Here is an 18152-nt window from a genome sequence, read left to right as displayed (position 1 = left end):
GCCCCGGTTGATCTATGCCTAGCAGTCGTTCCCGCCGTTCCCACCGTGCCAGCACTTTAGAGCGCTGGCACCTGTGGTGCGGATTGGCGGTATTGATTTTTCTATTGCTGGCAGCCTTCAGCGGTATTTCGCTGGTTTACAAAAAATTGCTGATTACATGGTTGATGGTGCCACAAGCAGAATTACCAGCACACTACGGTGTAGCTCAAATGGCAGCGCAACTCGATGTCATTGCCGCAAACATTGCACCAGCGCAACGGGATTTAATTAAAGCGCCTAACCTGGAAGAACCTTACTGGACATTAACCGGCATCGACAAACAGCAGGTCCAGCTACTCTCGTTGGAGACCCTCGAACCCCACCAGACAAATCTCTGGCTGCTGGATTTTTTTGCGTTCATGCGCATCCTGCACACGGAATTATTTACCGGCGTCATCGGTGAAGGAATTTTATTAGTCAGCGGGGTAGTGGGTTTATTTTTGTGTATCAGTGGAATTATCTTGTGGTGGCCCACCAAGCGCAGTTTTCGCTGGCGCTGGGTATTCCCTAAAAACATCAGCGCGCGTTACCTGATGCAATACCACCGCCACAGTGGCGCTTTGGCATCAGTCATACTCGTGGTGATACTGCTCACTGGCTCGATCATGTTATGGCAAAAACTGGTCCGTCCATTAATGTCCCCGGCACCCGTGTCCGTCCTACCGAATCACCTGGAACAGGTCATACCCTCAACCTCCCATGTAGACGCAACCCCCGCGCAATTCTTACTGGCCGCCCATAAATTCATCCCCGACGGCTGGCCCACCTACATACGCCTACCCACCGTCAACGCCCCGGATGCCAGCATCCGTTTCCGCCTGCCAGACGAATGGCACCCCAACGGCCGCACCTCCGTAAAAATCAACACCCTTACCGGCGACATCACCCTCAGCGCCCGCTCCGACGAAGTCAGCCCCGCGCGGCGTTTAGTCAATCAACTCTACCCGTTACACTCCGCCTACGGCATGAATGCTGTTTATGTGTTCCTGGTATTTTTTAGCGGCATTACCCTGGTTTGGCTCAGCCTGACCGGCGGCATCAGCTACTTCAAAAAAAGATCAACACGCTGATTTACCAGAACTTGTTTTACTTATTTTTTGATTCTGGCACGAAATGAGTTTGGTGTTGTAGGTGCTTCGTAGTCCGTTTGTCATTAGGCCCTTTGTTTCGAAAACGCATGAATACATCCCTGTAGCTCCCTCAAGTCGTCCCTGACTTGAGGGTTTCGAAACAAAGGGCCTAACGCCAAACTCGTATAGTGCAGGTATCACTTTTCCGGCGTTTGCTCTTTTTCTACTTCTTCACTTCAAACTCAAACTCACAAGTCTCCCGCCGCAACCGCATCTCCTCCATCCGCAACTCCAACTTGCGACGGTACTCCATATTCTGGCGAATTTTCTGCGCCTTTTTATTGGCAGCAGCAGCGCTGTGGATAAATTCAGTCAGGGCGTTTTCAATCAAAAAGCTATCGTTGGCAATCAGGTTTTGTTCCATGGTGGAGTCCTATGAAAGCTGTGATGCCTGGAATCCTAAAGCGCTTTAATGACAAACCTGTGAAAGAAATCAGCGCGGTGCCAGAGCAATGAAAGCCCCGCAGCGGCAAGGCATTGCCGGGCGGCAAAGATTGGCCTGCTTTGTGCAATATCCCACCCAGAATCCGGTAACGCCAATTTCTTGTCGCTGCCCATTGTGTTAACGACCAAAAGAGAATCTCGCCATGACTGATCGTGTGGATATCAACCGTCTACTGGTGGAAATGCGTGCGATGAAATCGCAAACCCAGGCGTTCCAGCGCCCGGCAGGTCTTGCCCCGCGTGATGTGGGTGAAGTTAACAATACCGGTCCGCTGACCGTCGATGGCGGCAACAAGATTCCCAGCTTTGGCGAGGTGATGTCCCAGGCCGTCAACAAGGTTAACAATGTGCAGAAAGCCTCCGGCGCCATGGCAACGGCCTATGAGCGCGGTGTGGAAGGGGTGGATATCACCGACGTGATGATTGCCTCGCAGAAAGCGTCCGTTTCTTTCCAGGCGATGGTGCAGGTGCGCAATAAGTTGGTGGATGCCTACCGCGACATCATGAACATGCCTATTTAACAATAATCACACGATTCGCTGTTTCCAATCTGATTCCAACGCTACTTCAGGATTAACGCATTATGGCCTCTACAACCGATAACGCAGACGCGAATAATGTACCGGCGCGCAGTGAGAAGCCGCGCTTGGGCGGTGACTTTGCCGAGGGTTTCAGCAGCCTGAGTTTGCTGCGTCAGGCGGGCTTAATGGTGGGCCTGGCGGCCAGCGTGGCCATCGGTTTTGCGGTGGTGCTGTGGAGTCAGGGGGAAGATTATCGTCCGCTGTACGGCAGCCTGAATAATCTCGATGCGGCCAACGTGGTTCAGGTACTGGACCAGAACCAGATCAAATACAAACTGGATATCAACACCGGCGCCGTATTGGTGGCCGCTGATGATGTGCATATGGCCCGTTTGCGGTTGGCGGAGCTGGGCATTCCCGGCAAAGACAACACCGGCTTTGAGTTGCTGGATCAGGAGCAGCCCCTGGGCACCAGCCAGTTTATGGAGAACACCCGCTACCATCGTGGCCTTGAGGGTGAACTCGCCCGCACCATCACCAGTATTACCAGCATCCGCAAGGCGCGGGTGCATCTTGCTATTCCTAAACGTTCGGTGTTCGTGCGCGATGTCCGTAAACCAACCGCCTCGGTATTTGTGGAAGTCTTTGCCGGTCGCACAGTAGAGCCAGCCCAAGTCAGGGCGATTACCAACCTGGTTGCATCCAGCATTCCGGAACTCAACAAAGAAGATGTGACCGTGGTGGATCAGCACGGCAGCCTGCTCTCCACCGGGGATGAGAACGATGAACTCCTGTTGGCCGGCAAGCAACACACCTACACACAAGCCGTTGAAGAGAGCCTGATCAAGCGCGTCAACAGTATTCTGTTGCCGGTCGTCGGCAACGGTAACTTCCGCGCGGAAGTCAGTGCTGATATCGATTTTACCGCGATTGAGCAGGCCGCTGAGACCTTTAACCCGGATCTGCCGGCCGTGCGCAGCGAACAAACCCTGAATGAAGAACGCGTGGGTGGCGACATTGCCGGTGGTATCCCTGGCGCTCTGACGAACCAACCGCCCGGCACGACTACCCAGGTGCCTGAGCAACTGGACCCGGTCACTGGCGAGCCGATTCAGCCCGAGCCGCCACGCAACAGCCGCGAACAGGCCACCCGCAACTACGAACTGGATCGTACCATCAGCTACACGCGCCACCAGCAGGGCACGCTCAAGCGCCTGACGGTAGCCGTGGTGGTGGACGATAAAATTGTCAAAGATGCCGAAGGCAATGACACCCGCGTGCCCTGGACCGAGAACGAACTCGAACGCCTGTCTATACTGGTACGTGACGCCGTCGGTTTTTCGGCGGTGCGTGGGGACAGCGTCAATGTCTTGAACTCTCCCTTTATGGGCGCGGACGACAGCCTCTTATTTGACACCACGGCTGAAGAAGTGCCCTGGTGGGAAACCTGGATTCTGCCCAACATCAAATACCTGAGCGGTGTGCTGATTGTGCTGTTGTTGATCTTCGGCCTGCTGCTACCGGTCTTCAGAAGCCTGACGCGCTCCGGTCAGCAACTTACCGAGCAGGAAGAGGCGCGCCAATTGGCCGCTCTGGAAGCTGCCGGTTTGGGTTACGACGGCATGTCCGATGAAACGGTAACGCTCACCGGCGGCAGTGCGCTAATGTTGCCCGGCCCGGAGCAGGGTTACGAGCAACAACTCAACGCGATCAAAGGCCTGATTGCCGATGATCCGGGGCGTGTTGCCCAAGTGGTTAAGAAGTGGATTAACAAAGACGAGTAATGAGCGATGAGTACACCGCCTGCATCGGACAATAAACTACCCGAGAAAGCCAAACCCAAACTGCGTTCGGTGGATCAGGCCGCGATTCTATTGATGTCATTAGGCGAAGCGGACGCGGCTGAAGTACTCAAGCATCTGGGGCCGAAAGAAGTGCAACGCATCGGCGCGGCCATGACGCAACTGTCCAACGTGCAACAGCAGGATGTGCAGGGCGTGATGTCGGAATTTCTCGATGAGGTGCGCACGCTCACCGGTCTCGGTGTGGGCGCCGACAGTTATATCCGCAACATGCTGGTAACGGCCTTGGGCGAAGACAAAGCCAACGGTTTGATCGATCGCATTTTGCTCGGCGGCAACACCACCGGGCTCGATACACTCAAGTGGATGGACGCTCGCTCGGTAGCCGACATTATACGCAACGAACACCCGCAGATTCAGGCCATCGTTATCGCTTACCTCGATGCCGACCAATCCGCCGAAATCCTCAGTTTCCTGCCGGAAAAAGTGCGCATCGACATCATGATGCGCGTCGCGTCCCTCGATACGGTACAACCCAGCGCCTTGCAGGAACTTAACGATATCCTGGAGAAACAATTCTCCGGCAATGCCAGCTCACAAACCAAAGCCATGGGCGGTTACAAGGTGGCGGCGGAAATTATGAACAACCTTGACGGTTCTATCGAGGCCGACCTGATGGATTCCATCCGCGAAATTGACGAGGACATGGGCAACCAGATCCAGGATCTGATGTTTGTATTTGACAATCTCAAAGATGTGGACGATCGCGGTATCCAGGCGCTGTTGCGCGAAGTGTCTTCCGATGTGCTCATCATTGCATTGAAGGGTGCCGACACCGATCTCCAGGAAAAAATCTTCAAGAATATGTCCAAACGCGCCGCCGAATTGCTGCGCGACGATCTGGAAGCCAAGCCGCCGGTGCGTCTCACCGAAGTGGAATCGGCGCAGAAAGAGATTCTCACGATTGCACGACGCATGGCTGACTCCGGTGAAATTGTCCTGGGTGGCAGTGGCGAGCAGATGGTTTAACGCGGATAGGCCTAACGGGTAAGGTATGACCAGTATGGAAAAGAAATTGCCTAACCGCATTGCTGCGGAAGACGTGGGCGAATATCGAGCCTGGCGCGTCCCGCTGATCAATGACAATGGCACGGTAATGCCGTCGGCGGAAAAAGAAGCCCGCGAACGCAAGGCGCAGGCGATGAAGCGTCAGGGCGAGTCTATCGAAGATGTGGATATGCCCAGCGCCACGCCTAAAAAAGGTATGACGGCGCAGGAAATGCAGGAGATCATCGAGGCCGCTGAGAAAGATGGTTTTGCCCAAGGCCACCAGGAAGGTTTTGATAAAGGCATGGCCGAAGGTTACGAAGCCGGTCAGCAAAAAGGCTTGATGGAGATGCGCCAGCAACTGGTGACGGAGCAACAACGTTTCCAAAAACTCGTGCAAGCACTGCTAGATCCTATCGCCGAACAAGATAACGATTTGGAAAAATTATTGCTCGATGTGATCTGCACGCTCACCGAAAGTGTGGTGCAACGGGAGTTGATTATTGACTCCAGTCACATCGTCACGCTGGTGAGAACCGCCGTTAATGCCTTGCCCGTGGGCAGTAAAAATCTGCGGGTGTGCCTGAACCCCGACGACCTCGCGGCGGTGGAAACCTACGCGGAAGAACAGCAACTCAACTGGCAATTTGTCGGCGATGAGCAACTGGCTCCCGGTGGTTGCCGGGTCGAAACCAGCGAAAGCCGGGTGGACTTTTCGGTGGAAAAGCGCCTGCAAACCGTGCTCACGCAATTTGTTAACAAACAACTCACCGATAACAACGGCGATGCCGACGATGATATTTCTCTGGCAGATGATGCCGACGGCAACAGCCTGAACCGTGGCGCAACCGACGCCGATGATCTTACTCATGGCTGATCAACGCGTATCCATTGTTGAACGCATACGCGGTTACGCGCCGGGTAAACCCAGGGTTATTGAACCGGAAGCAGAAGGCCGTATTACCCGGTCCGTCGGCCTGACGCTGGAAGCCATCGGGTTGAATGTATCGGTGGGTCGGCAATGCGAAGTGATTGCAGGGGATAACCGGCGTATCGAAGCCGAAGTGGTCGGTTTTGCTGGCGACAAAGTGTTCCTCATGCCGATCAAGCGAGTTGAAGGTTTGCAGCCGGGCGCACGCGTAATTCCTATCGCGACCCAGCAGGGTATGCGCATCGGCCCACAACTGCTCGGCCGCGTCGTGAATGGCATCGGCCAACCACTGGATGGCAAAGGCCCGCTGGTGGGCGATGAATACCTCGACTTTACTCCTCACGAAATCAACCCCCTGCAGCGCCACCCTATCAGCGAGCCGCTGGATGTCGGTGTGCGCGCTATCAACGCGCTGATTACCGTCGGGCGTGGCCAGCGTCTGGGTCTGTTTGCCGGCAGCGGCGTGGGCAAGAGTGTGTTAATGGGCATGATGACCAAGTTCACCACCGCCGACATTGTCGTGGTGGGGCTTGTGGGTGAGCGCGGTCGCGAAGTGAAAGAATTTATTGATCATATCCTCGGCGCAGAAGGGCTGCGTCGCGCGGTGGTGGTGGCATCCCCGGCGGATGATGCGCCCTTGATGCGTTTGCGCGCTTCGCAGTTATCCAGCCGTATTGCCGAGTACTACCGCGACCAGGGCAAAAATGTATTGTTGTTGATGGATTCCCTGACCCGGTTTGCCCAGGCCCAGCGCGAAATTGCACTGGCGATTGGCGAACCACCAGCCACCAAAGGTTATCCGCCATCCGTGTTTGCGAAAATTCCCCAATTGGTGGAGCGCGCCGGTAACGCGGCCGAAGGTGAGGGCTCTATCACCGCGTTTTATACGGTATTGACCGAGGGCGATGATCTGCAAGATCCCATTGCTGATGCGGCGCGAGCCATTCTTGACGGCCACGTCGTCCTGTCGCGCAAGCTGGCGGAGGAGGGCACTTATCCCGCTATTGATGTGGAATCATCCATCAGTCGTGCCATGCAAAATATTGTGAGCGAAGAACATCTGAAGATGATGCAGCGCTTCAAACAATTGTCGTCGCGCTATCAACAGAACCGCGACCTGATCGCCATCGGTGCCTACACACCCGGTGCTGATCCGGAAACGGATCTGGCTATTGAACGTTTCCCGCATCTGCGCGCCTTTATACAACAAGGACTCAAACAACCGGTGCACATGGCGGAATGTATCGCCAATCTCAAAGCCTTGTTAAAACCCACCGCCCCCGGTAAACCGACCAGTCCCCTGGCTGCTCAGCACCGCGTTCAAGGCTAATGCGCAGAATCAACGAAAAGGTGGTTAAACGTGGCTGAACCTCGTTCACAGCGTATGCAAATTGTGTTGATGCTGGCCGAGCGTCACGAGCAGGCTGCCGCGCAACGCCTGGGGAATTTTCGTGAACAGGTGAATGCGGAACAGGAACAATTGCGCCAGTTGGAGGAATACGCCGCACATTATCTCGACACCTACGGCTCACTCAAAACGGGTCTGCATGCGCAAGACTTGATCAGCTACAGCAGTTTTATCCAGCGTTTGGGTGACGCAAAAAAAGAACAACAGGCCAAGATCGCGCGGATGATGCAAGCCCTTGATCAACTGCAACAGGAATGGCGGGATAAACATCGGCGACGGGAATCTATCCAGGATTTGATTGCTCGCCTGCGCTACGAAGAAAATGATGTGCTGGAAAAACGCTTACAAAAAGAACTGGATGATTTATCCGCACAACAGTTTCAACGTCAACCCTGATTTCATTTCGTTATAACGGCGTGTAATACGGTGTCATTCCCTTTTGCGCGTTTATCCGGTAAACCCTGATATTTAAATGATTAATCTGCCGAACTTTTTTATTGCTTTGCGCACTATACAGTCATCGTTTATAGGCTATCCTTAGGATCGTGTAGTGCGGCGTCGGGATGTCGTCCACGCATATCGTGCAGTCCCAGTCGTTACAGGTTTTAGCAGTATATAAGGGCGTTGACGCGCTGATAATGATTTTTGAAATAATGATGTACTGATGATAGAGGTAGAACATGGCGATCACTTCCACAGTGTCAGCGGATGGTAATCAAGTCACCATTTATATCCAGGGGCGCTTCGATTTCAGCTCGCACCAGGAGTTTCGTGCGGCATATGAAAAATTACCCAAAACTCCCACACATTTTCGTGTTGATTTACAAGGCACATCGTATCTGGACAGCTCAGCCTTGGGCATGTTGTTGTTACTGCGTGACTTTGCCGGCGGCGATAAAGCCAATATTGAAATTATCAATTGTTCGTCTGATGTGAAAAAAATCCTTACCATCTCCAACTTTGAGCAATTATTTACCATTCATTGATGAAATAATTTTTCTGCAATTACCGGCCCGTTGAATGGAAGCCTGTCTATGAGCGAAAGCCGCAGCTTAACGATTCTTGTGGCGGATGATACCGAAACAGACCGGTTGATTCTGGAGACGATTGTACGCAAGGAAGGCCACCGGGTGATCAGCGCAAAAGACGGGCTGGAAGCGGTGGCCGCTTACGCGCAGGAGCGGCCGGATATTGTCTTGCTGGATGCCCTGATGCCCGGTCTGGATGGCTTCGGTGCGGCGCGCCAGATCAAGGAATTAGCCGGGGAATCCCTGGTGCCGATTATCTTCCTGACCTCGCTCACGGATACCGAGTCTCTGGTGAAATGCCTGGATGCGGGTGGCGATGATTTTCTCTCCAAACCCTACAACCGCGTTATCCTCAAAGCCAAGATAAAATCCTTCAACCGCATGCGTGAAATGCACGCAACCATGCTCGCCCAGCGCGATCAGATCGCGCGTCACAACGAACAATTTTTACAAGAACAGGCCGTTGCCAAACAGGTGTTTGACAACGTAGCTCACAGTGGCTGTCTCAGCGCCAGCAACGTGCGTTACTACCTCTCTTCACTGGCGATCTTTAACGGTGATGTGATGGTGGCAGCCATGCGCCCCTCCGGCAGCATGATGGTGTTGCTCGGGGATTTTACCGGCCACGGTTTGCCCGCCGCCATTGGCGCCATGCCTTTGGCTTCGACCTTTTATGGCATGGTCCATAAAGGTTTTTCCATGACCGATATCCTGCGCGAGATCAACGGAAAATTAAAATCCATCCTGCCGGTCGGATTTTTTTGCTGCGCTACCATGATCGATATGAATTTTGAAAAGCGGCGCATGAAAGTCTGGAATGGTGGATTGCCGGAATGTTTTATTTATCGCAAGGACGACTTGAGTGTTGTGCCGGTGCGCTCAACGCATTTGCCCTTGGGTGTGTTGCCCAATAAAAGTTTTAAAGACGACTGCGAGCATTATGAAATGGCGGTGGGCGACCGCTTTTTTATGTGGTCCGACGGGATTCATGAAGCGCGCAACACCGAAGGCGAGATGTTTGGTGAGGAGCGATTACAAGCGGTGTTTGACCAAAATCGCGCGCCCGAAAAAGCGTTTGATGAAATTCTTGCACGCGTGCAGGAATTTATCGGTGGTGGTGAAAAAAATGATGATCTTTCGCTGTTGGAAATCATCATGGAAGAGCCGCATAAAGTTGACAGCGTTGCACGCGAAACCATCTTTCGCCGCTATTCCAGTCTTGCAGAGTGGGACATGTCATTCGAGATCAAGCCCACCAGCTTTCAAGCGTTTGACCCTTTGCCGCTGCTGCTAAACGTGCTGATGGAAGTACCCGGCCTGCGCAATTACAGCGGTACGTTATACACCATTATGGCGGAGCTTTATTCCAATGCACTGGAGCACGGTGTACTGCAGCTGGATTCTGCCATGAAAGATACACCGGAAGGTTTTGCGGATTATTATCAATTGCGTGAAGAGCGACTGCGCAGTGTGACCGCAGGTTACATTCGAATTTATCTACAGCATTCCACCGCGCCGGAAGGCGGGCGCTTGACCTTGCGGGTCGAGGACAGCGGTGAAGGTTTTGATATGAGCAACTGTTTGCCCGAGGGTTTGTCCAATACCCAATACAGCGGCAGAGGTCTCGCGTTGGTGGAAAAGATGTGCGACTCTGTGCGCTACTTGGGTAAAGGCAATCAGGTTGAGGCAGTGTTTTCCTGGGTTAACGATGATTAAAATTGAAGGGCAGGTTGCCTGTGTTTTTTTGAGCCTATGTTTTGCTGAGGAACGTCCATGAGCACAACCCCGCATCTCGACCGCGAGATTCTGATGACCCTGAAGGATGTCATGGAAGGCGATTTTATGTTGCTGGTGGAAACCTTCATCAATGATTCCAGCGAACGAATCCGCAAACTGCACGAATTGGTTCCCCAAGGTGATGCGGAAACCATCCGCCGTGCAGCACACAGCTTTAAAGGCAGCAGCAGCAATATCGGCGCGTCCCGCCTGGCGGAATTGTGCAGCCAAATAGAAACCCAGGCGCTGGCGGGCAACCTTGATGTTGTGCCGCAACAACTTACCGAGATTGAAGTAGAGTTCACCCGCGTCACCACACTGATCCAGGAGTTCAATTCGGTCGGCTAGTCCGGTCGACCAGCTCCGACCACGCTCCCAGCTTCTTTTGCTTTTAATATCCCTCCTGCGTTTGGCATTGCTCTTGCAATAACTCTCCTGACCAAAGCGATTTACCGCCAAAGCGGCAAGCTGTTGCCGGTTGGGCACGAGTGGTATGGGTTGAGGAAGGTGTAGGAGCCGTCTATTCATGAATTATTTTTCCAGTGGCAATACTTCAGCATTAAGCAGCGTATTGCTGACCAGCAGTAAAACTCATGCTGGTCCGAAACCGAGCGAAGCCCGCGATAGCGGCGCCGAGTTTCACACAGCCATGCAGGACGTAGCGCGGACCAAAAACACTGCCCGGCCCGAGCCGGTAGCACGGCAACGTCAGGCGGATCGAGCTGAAAGCCATCCGGCTCCGGCCGGGAATAGGGAGGCTAACGCGGCTCGCGTTGAGGGGAATACGCCGGTAGATAAAACGACAAAGCCAGGCGAAAAACAACCGGCTGATGAAGCGGTCGAGCCCACAGTTGCTTCATCCAGCGGTGAGACGGGTAACGACGCACTTAAAGAGACTGGCGCAGAGACAAGTGTGCTATTGGCTGAGGCTGGCTTGGTAGGACCTACCGAAACAACAGAAATAGCACCAGACAAAACGAGCCTGCTGGCACCGAATGCCGAGGCGGCCCCCGTAGACGCTGAGCTTGAAACCGCATTATTGATAACACCTCTGGCTCCTGAAGTCTCGGGAGCTACCCCGCTGGAAACTGCCGCCGACGGCATAACCTTGCCGCCGGTAGCCGGTATTCCTGCCACCACACCGGAGGCTGCAGCACGCTTGCGCAACCTGGTGAGCGATAGCAGCAAAACCGCCAATTTATCCTTGGCTATTGATGAGCCAACCGATGGATTAAAAGCCGTTGTGGCAGAGATGCCGGAAGGTGAAAACGGTTTACTGGAGCTGGATGGTGAGCTCTCGCTGGAGGATTTTAAACTGCCATTCAGTCGCCTGTTGGCAGCCAATGGTGTGGCGGGCAAAGAAGCCCAGGCTACAGAGCAAAGCTTGATCAAGTTATTGAACCCCTCATCACCACAGATGATTGATGCCGCCAGCCGCCCCGCTGAAACCCAGGCACCGAGCCAGCGCGGCTTCGTGGTTCAGACCGGTGTGCCTATGACGCTGGGGCAACCGCGTTGGGGGCAGGCGGTCGGTGAACGCGTACTATGGCTCGCAGCCCAGAATGTCAGCTCGGCGGAGCTACGCCTTGATCCGCCGGAATTGGGGCCGATGCAGGTGCGGGTCAGCATCCAGCATGATCAGGCTAGCGTCAGTTTTTCCAGCCCCCATCCGATGGTGCGCGAAGCACTGGATCAAAGTGCCACGCGCTTGCGCGAGATGTTCAGTGAGCAGGGTTTAAACCTCACCAATATGGATGTCTCTGATCAATCCTTCGCTCGTCAGAACGCGCGTGACGAAGCATCCTCAGGGGGTTCCGGTAACGGCAGCGATGCCGATATCGATGATGAAGAAGCCCCGGTGGGTATAACGACCGATATCGCCCGCTTGCGTTTGGTTGACCATTACGCCTAACAACTTTCGTTGGTCCGCTCCAGTGTTAACCCTATAGCCCTGTTACCAGCAGGGCTATTTTTCTTGCGCTTTTTCCTTCCTCGCAATCCGCTGCTCAGCTGCTAAGCTTCATAGGCAAAACTCTGGCATGGGTATTGCTCCACCTCCTTTAGCAGTAAAAGTGACGGGCTTTTGACATGGCAAAAGAAACAAAAAATGCGCAGCAACCAACTGCCGCTGATGCGGCTGATCCCCAGGTTGTTGCGAAACAAAAACGCAAAAAACTTATCATTATTATCGTTGCAGTGTTGTTGCTGCTGGGTGTTTCTGTTGGCGTTACCATGACGTTATTGGGTGCTTCCTCCGATGAGTCGGCGGCAGAAACCGACGCCGCGAGTGAGGCGGAACCGACCAAGCAACCGGCTATTTACTATCCGTTAAGTCCCGCGTTTGTCGTCAACTTTGAAGACCGTGGGCGCAGCCGCTTTTTGCAAGCTGAACTAACACTCCTGTTGCGCGACGCCAAGGTGACGCAAGCACTGGATACGCACATGCCCGCCATACGCAACGCGTTGGTGATGTTGTTGAGTGGCCAGAGTTTTGAAACCTTGCAAACACCTGAAGGCAAAGAAGCATTACGCGAGCAGGCGCTGGTAAAAATCCAGGAAGTCTTGCAACAAGAGATTGGCAAACCGGGTATCGAACAGGTGTTGTTCGTCAACTTTGTGATGCAATAAAACGTCAGAGGCAAGAGATCGTGCAGGATTTATTATCACAAGACGAAATTGACGCGCTGCTCCATGGCGTTGATGACGGCGATATCAATACCGATTCTGATGATGAACCGGGTTCGGTACGCGCTTATGACCTGACCAGCCAGGATCGCATCGTGCGTGGGCGCATGCCGACGCTGGAGATGATCAACGAGCGCTTCGCACGCTATACCCGCATCAGTATGTTCAATATGTTGCGCCGCACCGCTGACGTCTCGGTAGGCGGCATTCAGATTCAAAAATTCGGCGAGTATGTGCACACCCTGTACGTGCCCACCAGCCTGAACATGATCAAGTTTCGCCCGCTGCGCGGCACCGCGCTGGTGATTCTCGATGCGCGTCTGGTTTTCAAACTGGTGGATAATTTTTTTGGTGGCGACGGTCGTCACGCCAAGATTGAAGGTCGCGAATTTACGCCGACCGAATTGCGTGTCGTGCAGATGGTACTCAATCAGGCATTTGTTGACCTGGCAGAAGCCTGGAAAGCGGTGATGCCGATTAATTTTGAATACATTAATTCTGAAGTGAATCCGTCGTTGGCTAATATCGTGAGCCCCAGTGAAGTGGTGGTGGTCAGCACCTTCCATGTGGAACTGGATGGTGGCGGTGGTGAAATTCATATCACCATGCCGTATTCCATGATCGAACCCATTCGTGAAGTGCTGGATGCCGGCTTACAGAGCGACAGCGATGAACAGGATGAACGTTGGATCAAAGCCTTGAAAGAAGATGTGCTCACGGCCAAAGTTGATCTTGAGTGCGACCTTGTCCGGCGCGATATCACGCTGCGTGACATCGTGAATCTGAAAGCCGGTGACATCATTCCCATTGAATTTCCCGATCATCACGTCGTTACCGCCAATGGCGTGCCGGTGTTTCGCACCCAGCTCGGCCAGCATCGCGGCAACCTCGCGCTGAAAATTTTTGAATTTATTGATCGTAGCAGCGCACAAAATATTTCTGGTACTGAAGGAGCCTCCCGTGGCAAAAGATGATATTGATCAAGACGCAATGGCCGACGATTGGGCTGCCGCCATGCAAGAACAGGCAGACGCCGATGCCGCTGTCAGCGCAGTGGAGCTTGACGAATTTGACACGGATGCCAAAACCGGCCCCAATCCCGAACTGGAATTGATTCTGGATATTCCCGTATCCATTTCCATGGAGGTTGGTCGTACGTCCATTACGATTCGCAACTTATTGCAACTTAACCAGGGGTCGGTGATTGAACTGGATCGTCTGGCAGGTGAACCTTTGGACGTGTTAGTCAACGGCACCTTGATTGCCCATGGCGAAGTGGTCGTAGTCAACGAAAAATTCGGTATTCGTATGACGGATGTGATCAGCCCTACTGAACGTATTAAAAAATTACGCTGATACTGATGGGATACCTATTGTGATACTGAAGCCGGTTGCTGCAATAAAACAGGTATTGCGCCTGCGGTGTTGGTCGATGCTGATGGCATGCGCGTTATTGATCGCTGCACCGGTTTACGCCGACAGTGAGTCTGCTACACCATCCGCGAATATGGATACAGCGGTACAAGAGCAAGCCATCACGCCAGCGGCATTGCCGTCACAAAATATTCCCGCTTTAACTGAAAAAAAAGTCGGGCAGGGTGCTACGCGCATCAATAGTGGTACGCACCTCGCCAGTGTTGCCATGGGCTTGGTATTTATCGTGGCATTGATTCTGGTGCTCGGCTGGTTTTTACGCCGATTCAATCAGGGCGGTTTATTTAATAATTCTTCCATCAAAATTATCGCCAGCCTGCCGCTGGGTACGCGCGAGCGTTTGGCCGTGATTGATGTGGGTGGCCAACAATTGTTGTTGGGTATCACCGCAACGCAAATTAACACCCTGCATGTGTTCGACGAACCCATTATTGCGCCGGGCGACAATTCGCCAGCCACCTCTGAGTTTGGCAAAAAGCTCATGACACTGTTGCAACAAAAAAATAATCAGGCGTCAGCAGAGCCCAGGGATAAAACCGCCGTGTGAGCGAGTAACCGCTCTTGAGATAAACCCTCGTTCCGGGAACGACACCATGCTGTATAGATTCATCGTCACCTGCCTGCGTCTGCTGTTCGTTGCGAGCTTGTTGTTGGCCGTTAATGTGCAAGCGCAAACCGATGCGCCGCAACAGCCTGCGCCGCCGTCTGACAGCCAGGTGGGTGGTGCTCTGCCGGCCATCCCCGGTTTGCCCGCGTTAACCGTAACAACCAACGCTGACGGTACGCAGGAATATACTGTTACCTTGCAGATCCTGGCGATCATGACAATGCTGACGTTCCTGCCGGCATTGTTGATGATGATGACGTCATTTACGCGCATCATTATTGTGTTTTCCATTTTGCGCCAAGCGCTGGGTTTACAACAATCGCCGTCTAATCAGGTGCTGATTGGGTTGGCGTTGTTCCTGACATTTTTCATCATGCAGCCGGTGTTCAACCAGGTTAACGAAACCGCGTTGCAGCCCTACATCAACGAGCAAATAAATGCGCAGCAGGCATTGGCCAATACGGCTGCGCCTTTCCATGCATTTATGATGGGGCAGACGCGCGAATCGGATATTGCACTCTTCGTCGGTATTGCCGGTAACCCGCCGATTGCTACACCGGAAGAAACACCTTTCAGTATCCTGGTGCCAGCATTTATCATCAGCGAATTAAAAACCGCGTTTCAAATTGGCTTTATTATTTTCATTCCCTTTCTCGTGATTGATATCGTGGTATCCAGCGTGTTGATGGCCATGGGTATGATGATGTTGTCGCCGCTGATTATTTCGTTGCCATTCAAAATTATGTTGTTCGTATTGGTGGATGGCTGGGCCATGATTGTCGGCACACTCGCCGCCAGTTTTGGTGTATAGAGGGCGCCGTTATGACTCCTGAAGTGGTCATGGATTTATTTGCCGATGCGTTTTATCTCACCATGTTGATGGTGGTGGTCATTGTTGGCCCCAGCCTGATTGTGGGTTTGGTGGTCAGCATGTTCCAGGCTGCCACGCAAATTAACGAACAAACCTTGAGTTTTTTGCCGCGTTTAATCATGACCATTGCCACCATCATGATGGTAGGCCCCTGGTTGTTGACGGAGTTTATGGATTTATTTGATCGACTGTTTACCAACGTTCCGTTTCTCATCGGCTAAAGCGTTCTATATTCACCATGAATGAACTTGTTGTCAGTGAAACCCAGCTTATGGCGTTTATCGGTCAGTACCTCTGGCCGATGATTCGCATCAGCGGTTTTTACTTCATGGTGCCGGTGATTGGCGCGCGCACAGTGCCAGCGCGTGTTCGCATCATGCTGACGTTATTCACCACCTTGCTGATCGTGCCCTTGTTGCCACCTGCGCCTGCTGTGTCGTTGGTGTCAGTCGAAGCCATGATGATGCTGGTGAAGGAACTGTTGATCGGTGTCGCCCTGGGTTTTATGTTGCAAGTCGTGATGCATGTTTTTGTGTTGGCCGGTCAATATATTGCCTTGAAGATGGGCTTGGGTTTTGCGGCCATGAATGATCCATCCAGCGGCGTCAGCGTTACTGTACTGTCGCAATTCTATTTGCTCTTGTCGACGTTACTGTTTTTAAGCATCAATGGCCACGCGATTGTTATTCAATTATTGGTGGACAGTTTTACGACCATGCCGATGAGCGGTTCCGGTTTAACCTCTGACAGTTTTGTGTTGATTGTCAGTATGGGTTCCTGGATGTTCAGCGCAGCATTGGTGATTGCCTTACCGCTATTTACATCGCTGTTGATTGTTAATATCTCATTCGGAGTGATGAGTCGTTCCGCGCCGCAGATGAATATCTTTTCGGTAGGCTTCCCCATCACCTTATTGTTCGGGCTGTTGTTGATCTGGTTCAGTCTTGCCAATTTTCTGCCGGTGTTTCAATCACTGATAGAAGAGGGCATTGCTATGGTACAGATGCTGGTTGGAGTACCCTAGTGGCTGAAGAAGACGACAATGGTCAGGAAAAAACGGAAGAGGCCTCCTCGCGAAAACTTGAAAAAGCCCGCGAAGAAGGCCAGATTCCCCGATCCCGCGACCTCACTACCACCGCCATATTATTACTAGGCACCATTGGGTTGTTGGTGTTCGGCCAATACATGGGCGGTAAGCTCATGGACGTAACGCGTTATAACTTCACGATTCCGCGCGACGCCATCTTCGATCCACAAACGATGATTGCCTATCTCTCTGCATCCATGTTCGATGGCTTGTTGAGTCTCTTGCCGCTGTTCGGCATGTTATTAGTCGCTTCGATAGTCGGCCCCATTGCACTCGGCGGCTGGTTGTTCAGCGGCAAAGCCATGGCGCCCAAGTTTAGCCGTATGGACCCAATTGCGGGTATTAAACGCATGTTTTCCATAAAGGCTTTAGTTGAACTGGCCAAGGCGCTGGGAAAAGTCGCGGTTATTCTCGGTGCGACTATTTTGGTGTTGCTGGCATTTGAACAAGCCATGTTTCGTCTCGCTGACGAGACGGTTAATAACGCGATTATTCACTCCCTCGAAATCAGTGCTTACGCGGCCATTATTTTATCGGCGTCGACTATCCTGATTGCCGCCGTGGACGTGCCGTTCCAGATTTGGGATCACAGTAAAAAATTAAAGATGTCGCGGCAGGAATTAAAAGATGAGGTAAAAGATACCGAAGGAAAACCGGAAGTCAAAGGACGCATCCGGCAATTGCAACGCGAGATGGCTCAGCGACGCATGATGTCCAATGTGCCCGATGCAGACGTGATTATCACCAACCCGACACACTATGCGGTTGCACTTAAATACGATCCGGAAAAAATGGCCACCCCGATCATGCTCGCCAAAGGCGGTGATCATGTTGCGTTAAAAATTCGCGAGATTGCCAAAGCCCACAAAATAGAGATTATCGAATCCCCCGTGCTCGCCCGCGCGATTTATCACACCACCGACGTCGATCAGGAAATTCCCGCCGCGTTGTACATGGCCGTTGCCCAAGTGCTCGCCTACGTCTTCCAGTTACGCAACTTCCGCCGCGGCAAAGGCGAGAAACCCACATACCCGCGTAATATCAAAATTCCCAAGAATATGCAGTTTGATTAACAAGTTCGAACTATCCTCGTAGGCGGATTAGCACAGCGTAATCCGACAACACAGGCTCCTTAAACCATTTCCCTAGGTTCACCAACAATCCATTCCAGTACCAGTCCAACCACTAAATGCCAACCAGTTGACATTTTCAAAATCTTGGCGCGTTTTCTCGCTTATTGTCACGCCGTCGCCGCTGTAAGCCACTAAGGTTGTAATCACCTTCCGCGATTTTCACAATCATCAGGAAATGTCTTCACGCGATTCGGTGCACATGGCATCTG

20 protein-coding genes are annotated in these 18152 nt (G+C 52.7%); 19 read left to right on the top strand and 1 reads right to left on the bottom strand.

From position 1 onward, the window contains the following. Window positions 1-14 precede the first annotated feature (14 nt). Entirely contained in the window at window positions 15-1109 is a 1095-nt protein-coding gene (locus CBR65_RS05150; RefSeq protein WP_087465863.1) for a PepSY domain-containing protein, read from the top strand. 223 nt (window positions 1110-1332) lie between these two features. On the opposite strand, the gene CBR65_RS05145 is transcribed toward CBR65_RS05150, so the two are convergent. Further along, entirely contained in the window at window positions 1333-1533 is a 201-nt protein-coding gene (locus CBR65_RS05145) for a PA3496 family putative envelope integrity protein (RefSeq protein ID WP_087465862.1), read from the bottom strand. Window positions 1534-1756: 223 nt separating this feature from the next. On the opposite strand from CBR65_RS05145, the gene fliE reads away from it, so the two are divergent. The 18 genes from fliE (at window position 1757) to flhB (ending at window position 17883) form a co-directional block, all read left to right on the top strand. Beyond that, complete coding sequence (fliE, locus tag CBR65_RS05140; protein WP_087465861.1) at window positions 1757-2134, top strand: flagellar hook-basal body complex protein FliE; 378 nt, start codon at window positions 1757-1759, stop codon at window positions 2132-2134. A 62-nt stretch (window positions 2135-2196) separates the two neighbouring features. After that, window positions 2197-3918 (top strand): flagellar basal-body MS-ring/collar protein FliF, encoded by a 1722-nt coding sequence (fliF, locus tag CBR65_RS05135; RefSeq protein WP_087465860.1) that lies wholly within the window; start codon window positions 2197-2199, stop codon window positions 3916-3918. A 6-nt stretch (window positions 3919-3924) separates the two neighbouring features. After that, window positions 3925-4965 carry a flagellar motor switch protein FliG gene (gene fliG / locus CBR65_RS05130; protein WP_087465859.1) on the top strand — a complete coding sequence of 347 codons (1041 nt, stop codon included), beginning with the start codon at window positions 3925-3927 and terminating at the stop codon, window positions 4963-4965. 34 nt (window positions 4966-4999) lie between these two features. Then, window positions 5000-5860 carry a flagellar assembly protein FliH gene (locus CBR65_RS05125; RefSeq protein ID WP_087465858.1) on the top strand — a complete coding sequence of 287 codons (861 nt, stop codon included), beginning with the start codon at window positions 5000-5002 and terminating at the stop codon, window positions 5858-5860. Further along, the gene (fliI, locus tag CBR65_RS05120; protein ID WP_087465857.1) at window positions 5853-7244 is read left to right on the top strand and encodes a flagellar protein export ATPase FliI; all 1392 of its coding nucleotides are present in this window, start codon (window positions 5853-5855) and stop codon (window positions 7242-7244) included. The genes CBR65_RS05125 and fliI overlap by 8 nt, the downstream gene beginning before the upstream one ends. A gap of 30 nt (window positions 7245-7274) precedes the next feature. Further along, window positions 7275-7718, top strand: a complete 444-nt coding sequence (fliJ, locus tag CBR65_RS05115; protein WP_087465856.1) for a flagellar export protein FliJ — start codon at window positions 7275-7277, stop codon at window positions 7716-7718. 284 nt (window positions 7719-8002) lie between these two features. Then, window positions 8003-8308 (top strand): STAS domain-containing protein, encoded by a 306-nt coding sequence (locus CBR65_RS05110; RefSeq protein WP_087465855.1) that lies wholly within the window; start codon window positions 8003-8005, stop codon window positions 8306-8308. 48 nt (window positions 8309-8356) lie between these two features. Next, window positions 8357-10066: a fused response regulator/phosphatase gene (locus tag CBR65_RS05105; RefSeq protein ID WP_087465854.1), complete on the top strand. Its 1710-nt coding sequence runs from the start codon at window positions 8357-8359 to the stop codon at window positions 10064-10066. Between the two features lie 57 nt (window positions 10067-10123). After that, window positions 10124-10474: an Hpt domain-containing protein gene (locus CBR65_RS05100; RefSeq protein WP_087465853.1), complete on the top strand. Its 351-nt coding sequence runs from the start codon at window positions 10124-10126 to the stop codon at window positions 10472-10474. Between the two features lie 178 nt (window positions 10475-10652). Further along, window positions 10653-12038 (top strand): flagellar hook-length control protein FliK, encoded by a 1386-nt coding sequence (locus CBR65_RS05095; RefSeq protein WP_087465852.1) that lies wholly within the window; start codon window positions 10653-10655, stop codon window positions 12036-12038. A gap of 176 nt (window positions 12039-12214) precedes the next feature. Continuing rightward, complete coding sequence (locus CBR65_RS05090; protein ID WP_087465851.1) at window positions 12215-12754, top strand: flagellar basal body-associated FliL family protein; 540 nt, start codon at window positions 12215-12217, stop codon at window positions 12752-12754. Between the two features lie 20 nt (window positions 12755-12774). Beyond that, window positions 12775-13785 (top strand): flagellar motor switch protein FliM, encoded by a 1011-nt coding sequence (gene fliM, locus CBR65_RS05085; protein ID WP_087465850.1) that lies wholly within the window; start codon window positions 12775-12777, stop codon window positions 13783-13785. A gap of 16 nt (window positions 13786-13801) precedes the next feature. Further along, window positions 13802-14167, top strand: a complete 366-nt coding sequence (gene fliN, locus CBR65_RS05080; protein ID WP_369825659.1) for a flagellar motor switch protein FliN — start codon at window positions 13802-13804, stop codon at window positions 14165-14167. A 76-nt stretch (window positions 14168-14243) separates the two neighbouring features. Then, window positions 14244-14792 (top strand): flagellar biosynthetic protein FliO, encoded by a 549-nt coding sequence (gene fliO, locus CBR65_RS05075; protein WP_087465848.1) that lies wholly within the window; start codon window positions 14244-14246, stop codon window positions 14790-14792. A gap of 46 nt (window positions 14793-14838) precedes the next feature. Beyond that, window positions 14839-15663 (top strand): flagellar type III secretion system pore protein FliP, encoded by an 825-nt coding sequence (gene fliP / locus CBR65_RS05070; RefSeq protein WP_087465847.1) that lies wholly within the window; start codon window positions 14839-14841, stop codon window positions 15661-15663. A gap of 11 nt (window positions 15664-15674) precedes the next feature. Continuing rightward, the gene (gene fliQ, locus CBR65_RS05065) at window positions 15675-15944 is read left to right on the top strand and encodes a flagellar biosynthesis protein FliQ (RefSeq protein WP_087465846.1); all 270 of its coding nucleotides are present in this window, start codon (window positions 15675-15677) and stop codon (window positions 15942-15944) included. Between the two features lie 17 nt (window positions 15945-15961). Continuing rightward, a complete protein-coding gene (fliR, locus tag CBR65_RS05060) occupies window positions 15962-16747 on the top strand; it encodes a flagellar biosynthetic protein FliR (protein ID WP_087465845.1) in 786 nt (261 codons plus the stop codon). After that, the gene (gene flhB / locus CBR65_RS05055) at window positions 16747-17883 is read left to right on the top strand and encodes a flagellar biosynthesis protein FlhB (RefSeq protein WP_087465844.1); all 1137 of its coding nucleotides are present in this window, start codon (window positions 16747-16749) and stop codon (window positions 17881-17883) included. The genes fliR and flhB overlap by 1 nt, the downstream gene beginning before the upstream one ends. Window positions 17884-18152: the final 269 nt, after the last annotated feature.

Origin of the sequence: Cellvibrio sp. PSBB006 (genome assembly GCF_002162135.1) — a bacterium.
GTDB lineage: Bacteria > Pseudomonadota > Gammaproteobacteria > Pseudomonadales > Cellvibrionaceae > Cellvibrio.
This window is presented reverse-complemented; position numbering and strand designations above follow the sequence as displayed.

What these genes read in the sequence shown, in the direction of transcription:
- CBR65_RS05150 (WP_087465863.1), top strand. Translation starts at nt 15, where the DNA reads ATGCCTAGCAGTCGTTCCCGCCGTTCCCACCGTGCCAGCACTTTAGAG.
- CBR65_RS05145 (WP_087465862.1), bottom strand. Translation starts at nt 1,533, where the DNA reads ATGGAACAAAACCTGATTGCCAACGATAGCTTTTTGATTGAAAACGCC.
- fliE (WP_087465861.1), top strand. Translation starts at nt 1,757, where the DNA reads ATGACTGATCGTGTGGATATCAACCGTCTACTGGTGGAAATGCGTGCG.
- fliF (WP_087465860.1), top strand. Translation starts at nt 2,197, where the DNA reads ATGGCCTCTACAACCGATAACGCAGACGCGAATAATGTACCGGCGCGC.
- fliG (WP_087465859.1), top strand. Translation starts at nt 3,925, where the DNA reads ATGAGTACACCGCCTGCATCGGACAATAAACTACCCGAGAAAGCCAAA.
- CBR65_RS05125 (WP_087465858.1), top strand. Translation starts at nt 5,000, where the DNA reads ATGGAAAAGAAATTGCCTAACCGCATTGCTGCGGAAGACGTGGGCGAA.
- fliI (WP_087465857.1), top strand. Translation starts at nt 5,853, where the DNA reads ATGGCTGATCAACGCGTATCCATTGTTGAACGCATACGCGGTTACGCG.
- CBR65_RS05110 (WP_087465855.1), top strand. Translation starts at nt 8,003, where the DNA reads ATGGCGATCACTTCCACAGTGTCAGCGGATGGTAATCAAGTCACCATT.
- CBR65_RS05105 (WP_087465854.1), top strand. Translation starts at nt 8,357, where the DNA reads ATGAGCGAAAGCCGCAGCTTAACGATTCTTGTGGCGGATGATACCGAA.
- CBR65_RS05100 (WP_087465853.1), top strand. Translation starts at nt 10,124, where the DNA reads ATGAGCACAACCCCGCATCTCGACCGCGAGATTCTGATGACCCTGAAG.
- CBR65_RS05095 (WP_087465852.1), top strand. Translation starts at nt 10,653, where the DNA reads ATGAATTATTTTTCCAGTGGCAATACTTCAGCATTAAGCAGCGTATTG.
- CBR65_RS05090 (WP_087465851.1), top strand. Translation starts at nt 12,215, where the DNA reads ATGGCAAAAGAAACAAAAAATGCGCAGCAACCAACTGCCGCTGATGCG.
- fliN (WP_369825659.1), top strand. Translation starts at nt 13,802, where the DNA reads ATGGCCGACGATTGGGCTGCCGCCATGCAAGAACAGGCAGACGCCGAT.
- fliO (WP_087465848.1), top strand. Translation starts at nt 14,244, where the DNA reads ATGCTGATGGCATGCGCGTTATTGATCGCTGCACCGGTTTACGCCGAC.
- fliP (WP_087465847.1), top strand. Translation starts at nt 14,839, where the DNA reads ATGCTGTATAGATTCATCGTCACCTGCCTGCGTCTGCTGTTCGTTGCG.
- fliQ (WP_087465846.1), top strand. Translation starts at nt 15,675, where the DNA reads ATGACTCCTGAAGTGGTCATGGATTTATTTGCCGATGCGTTTTATCTC.
- fliR (WP_087465845.1), top strand. Translation starts at nt 15,962, where the DNA reads ATGAATGAACTTGTTGTCAGTGAAACCCAGCTTATGGCGTTTATCGGT.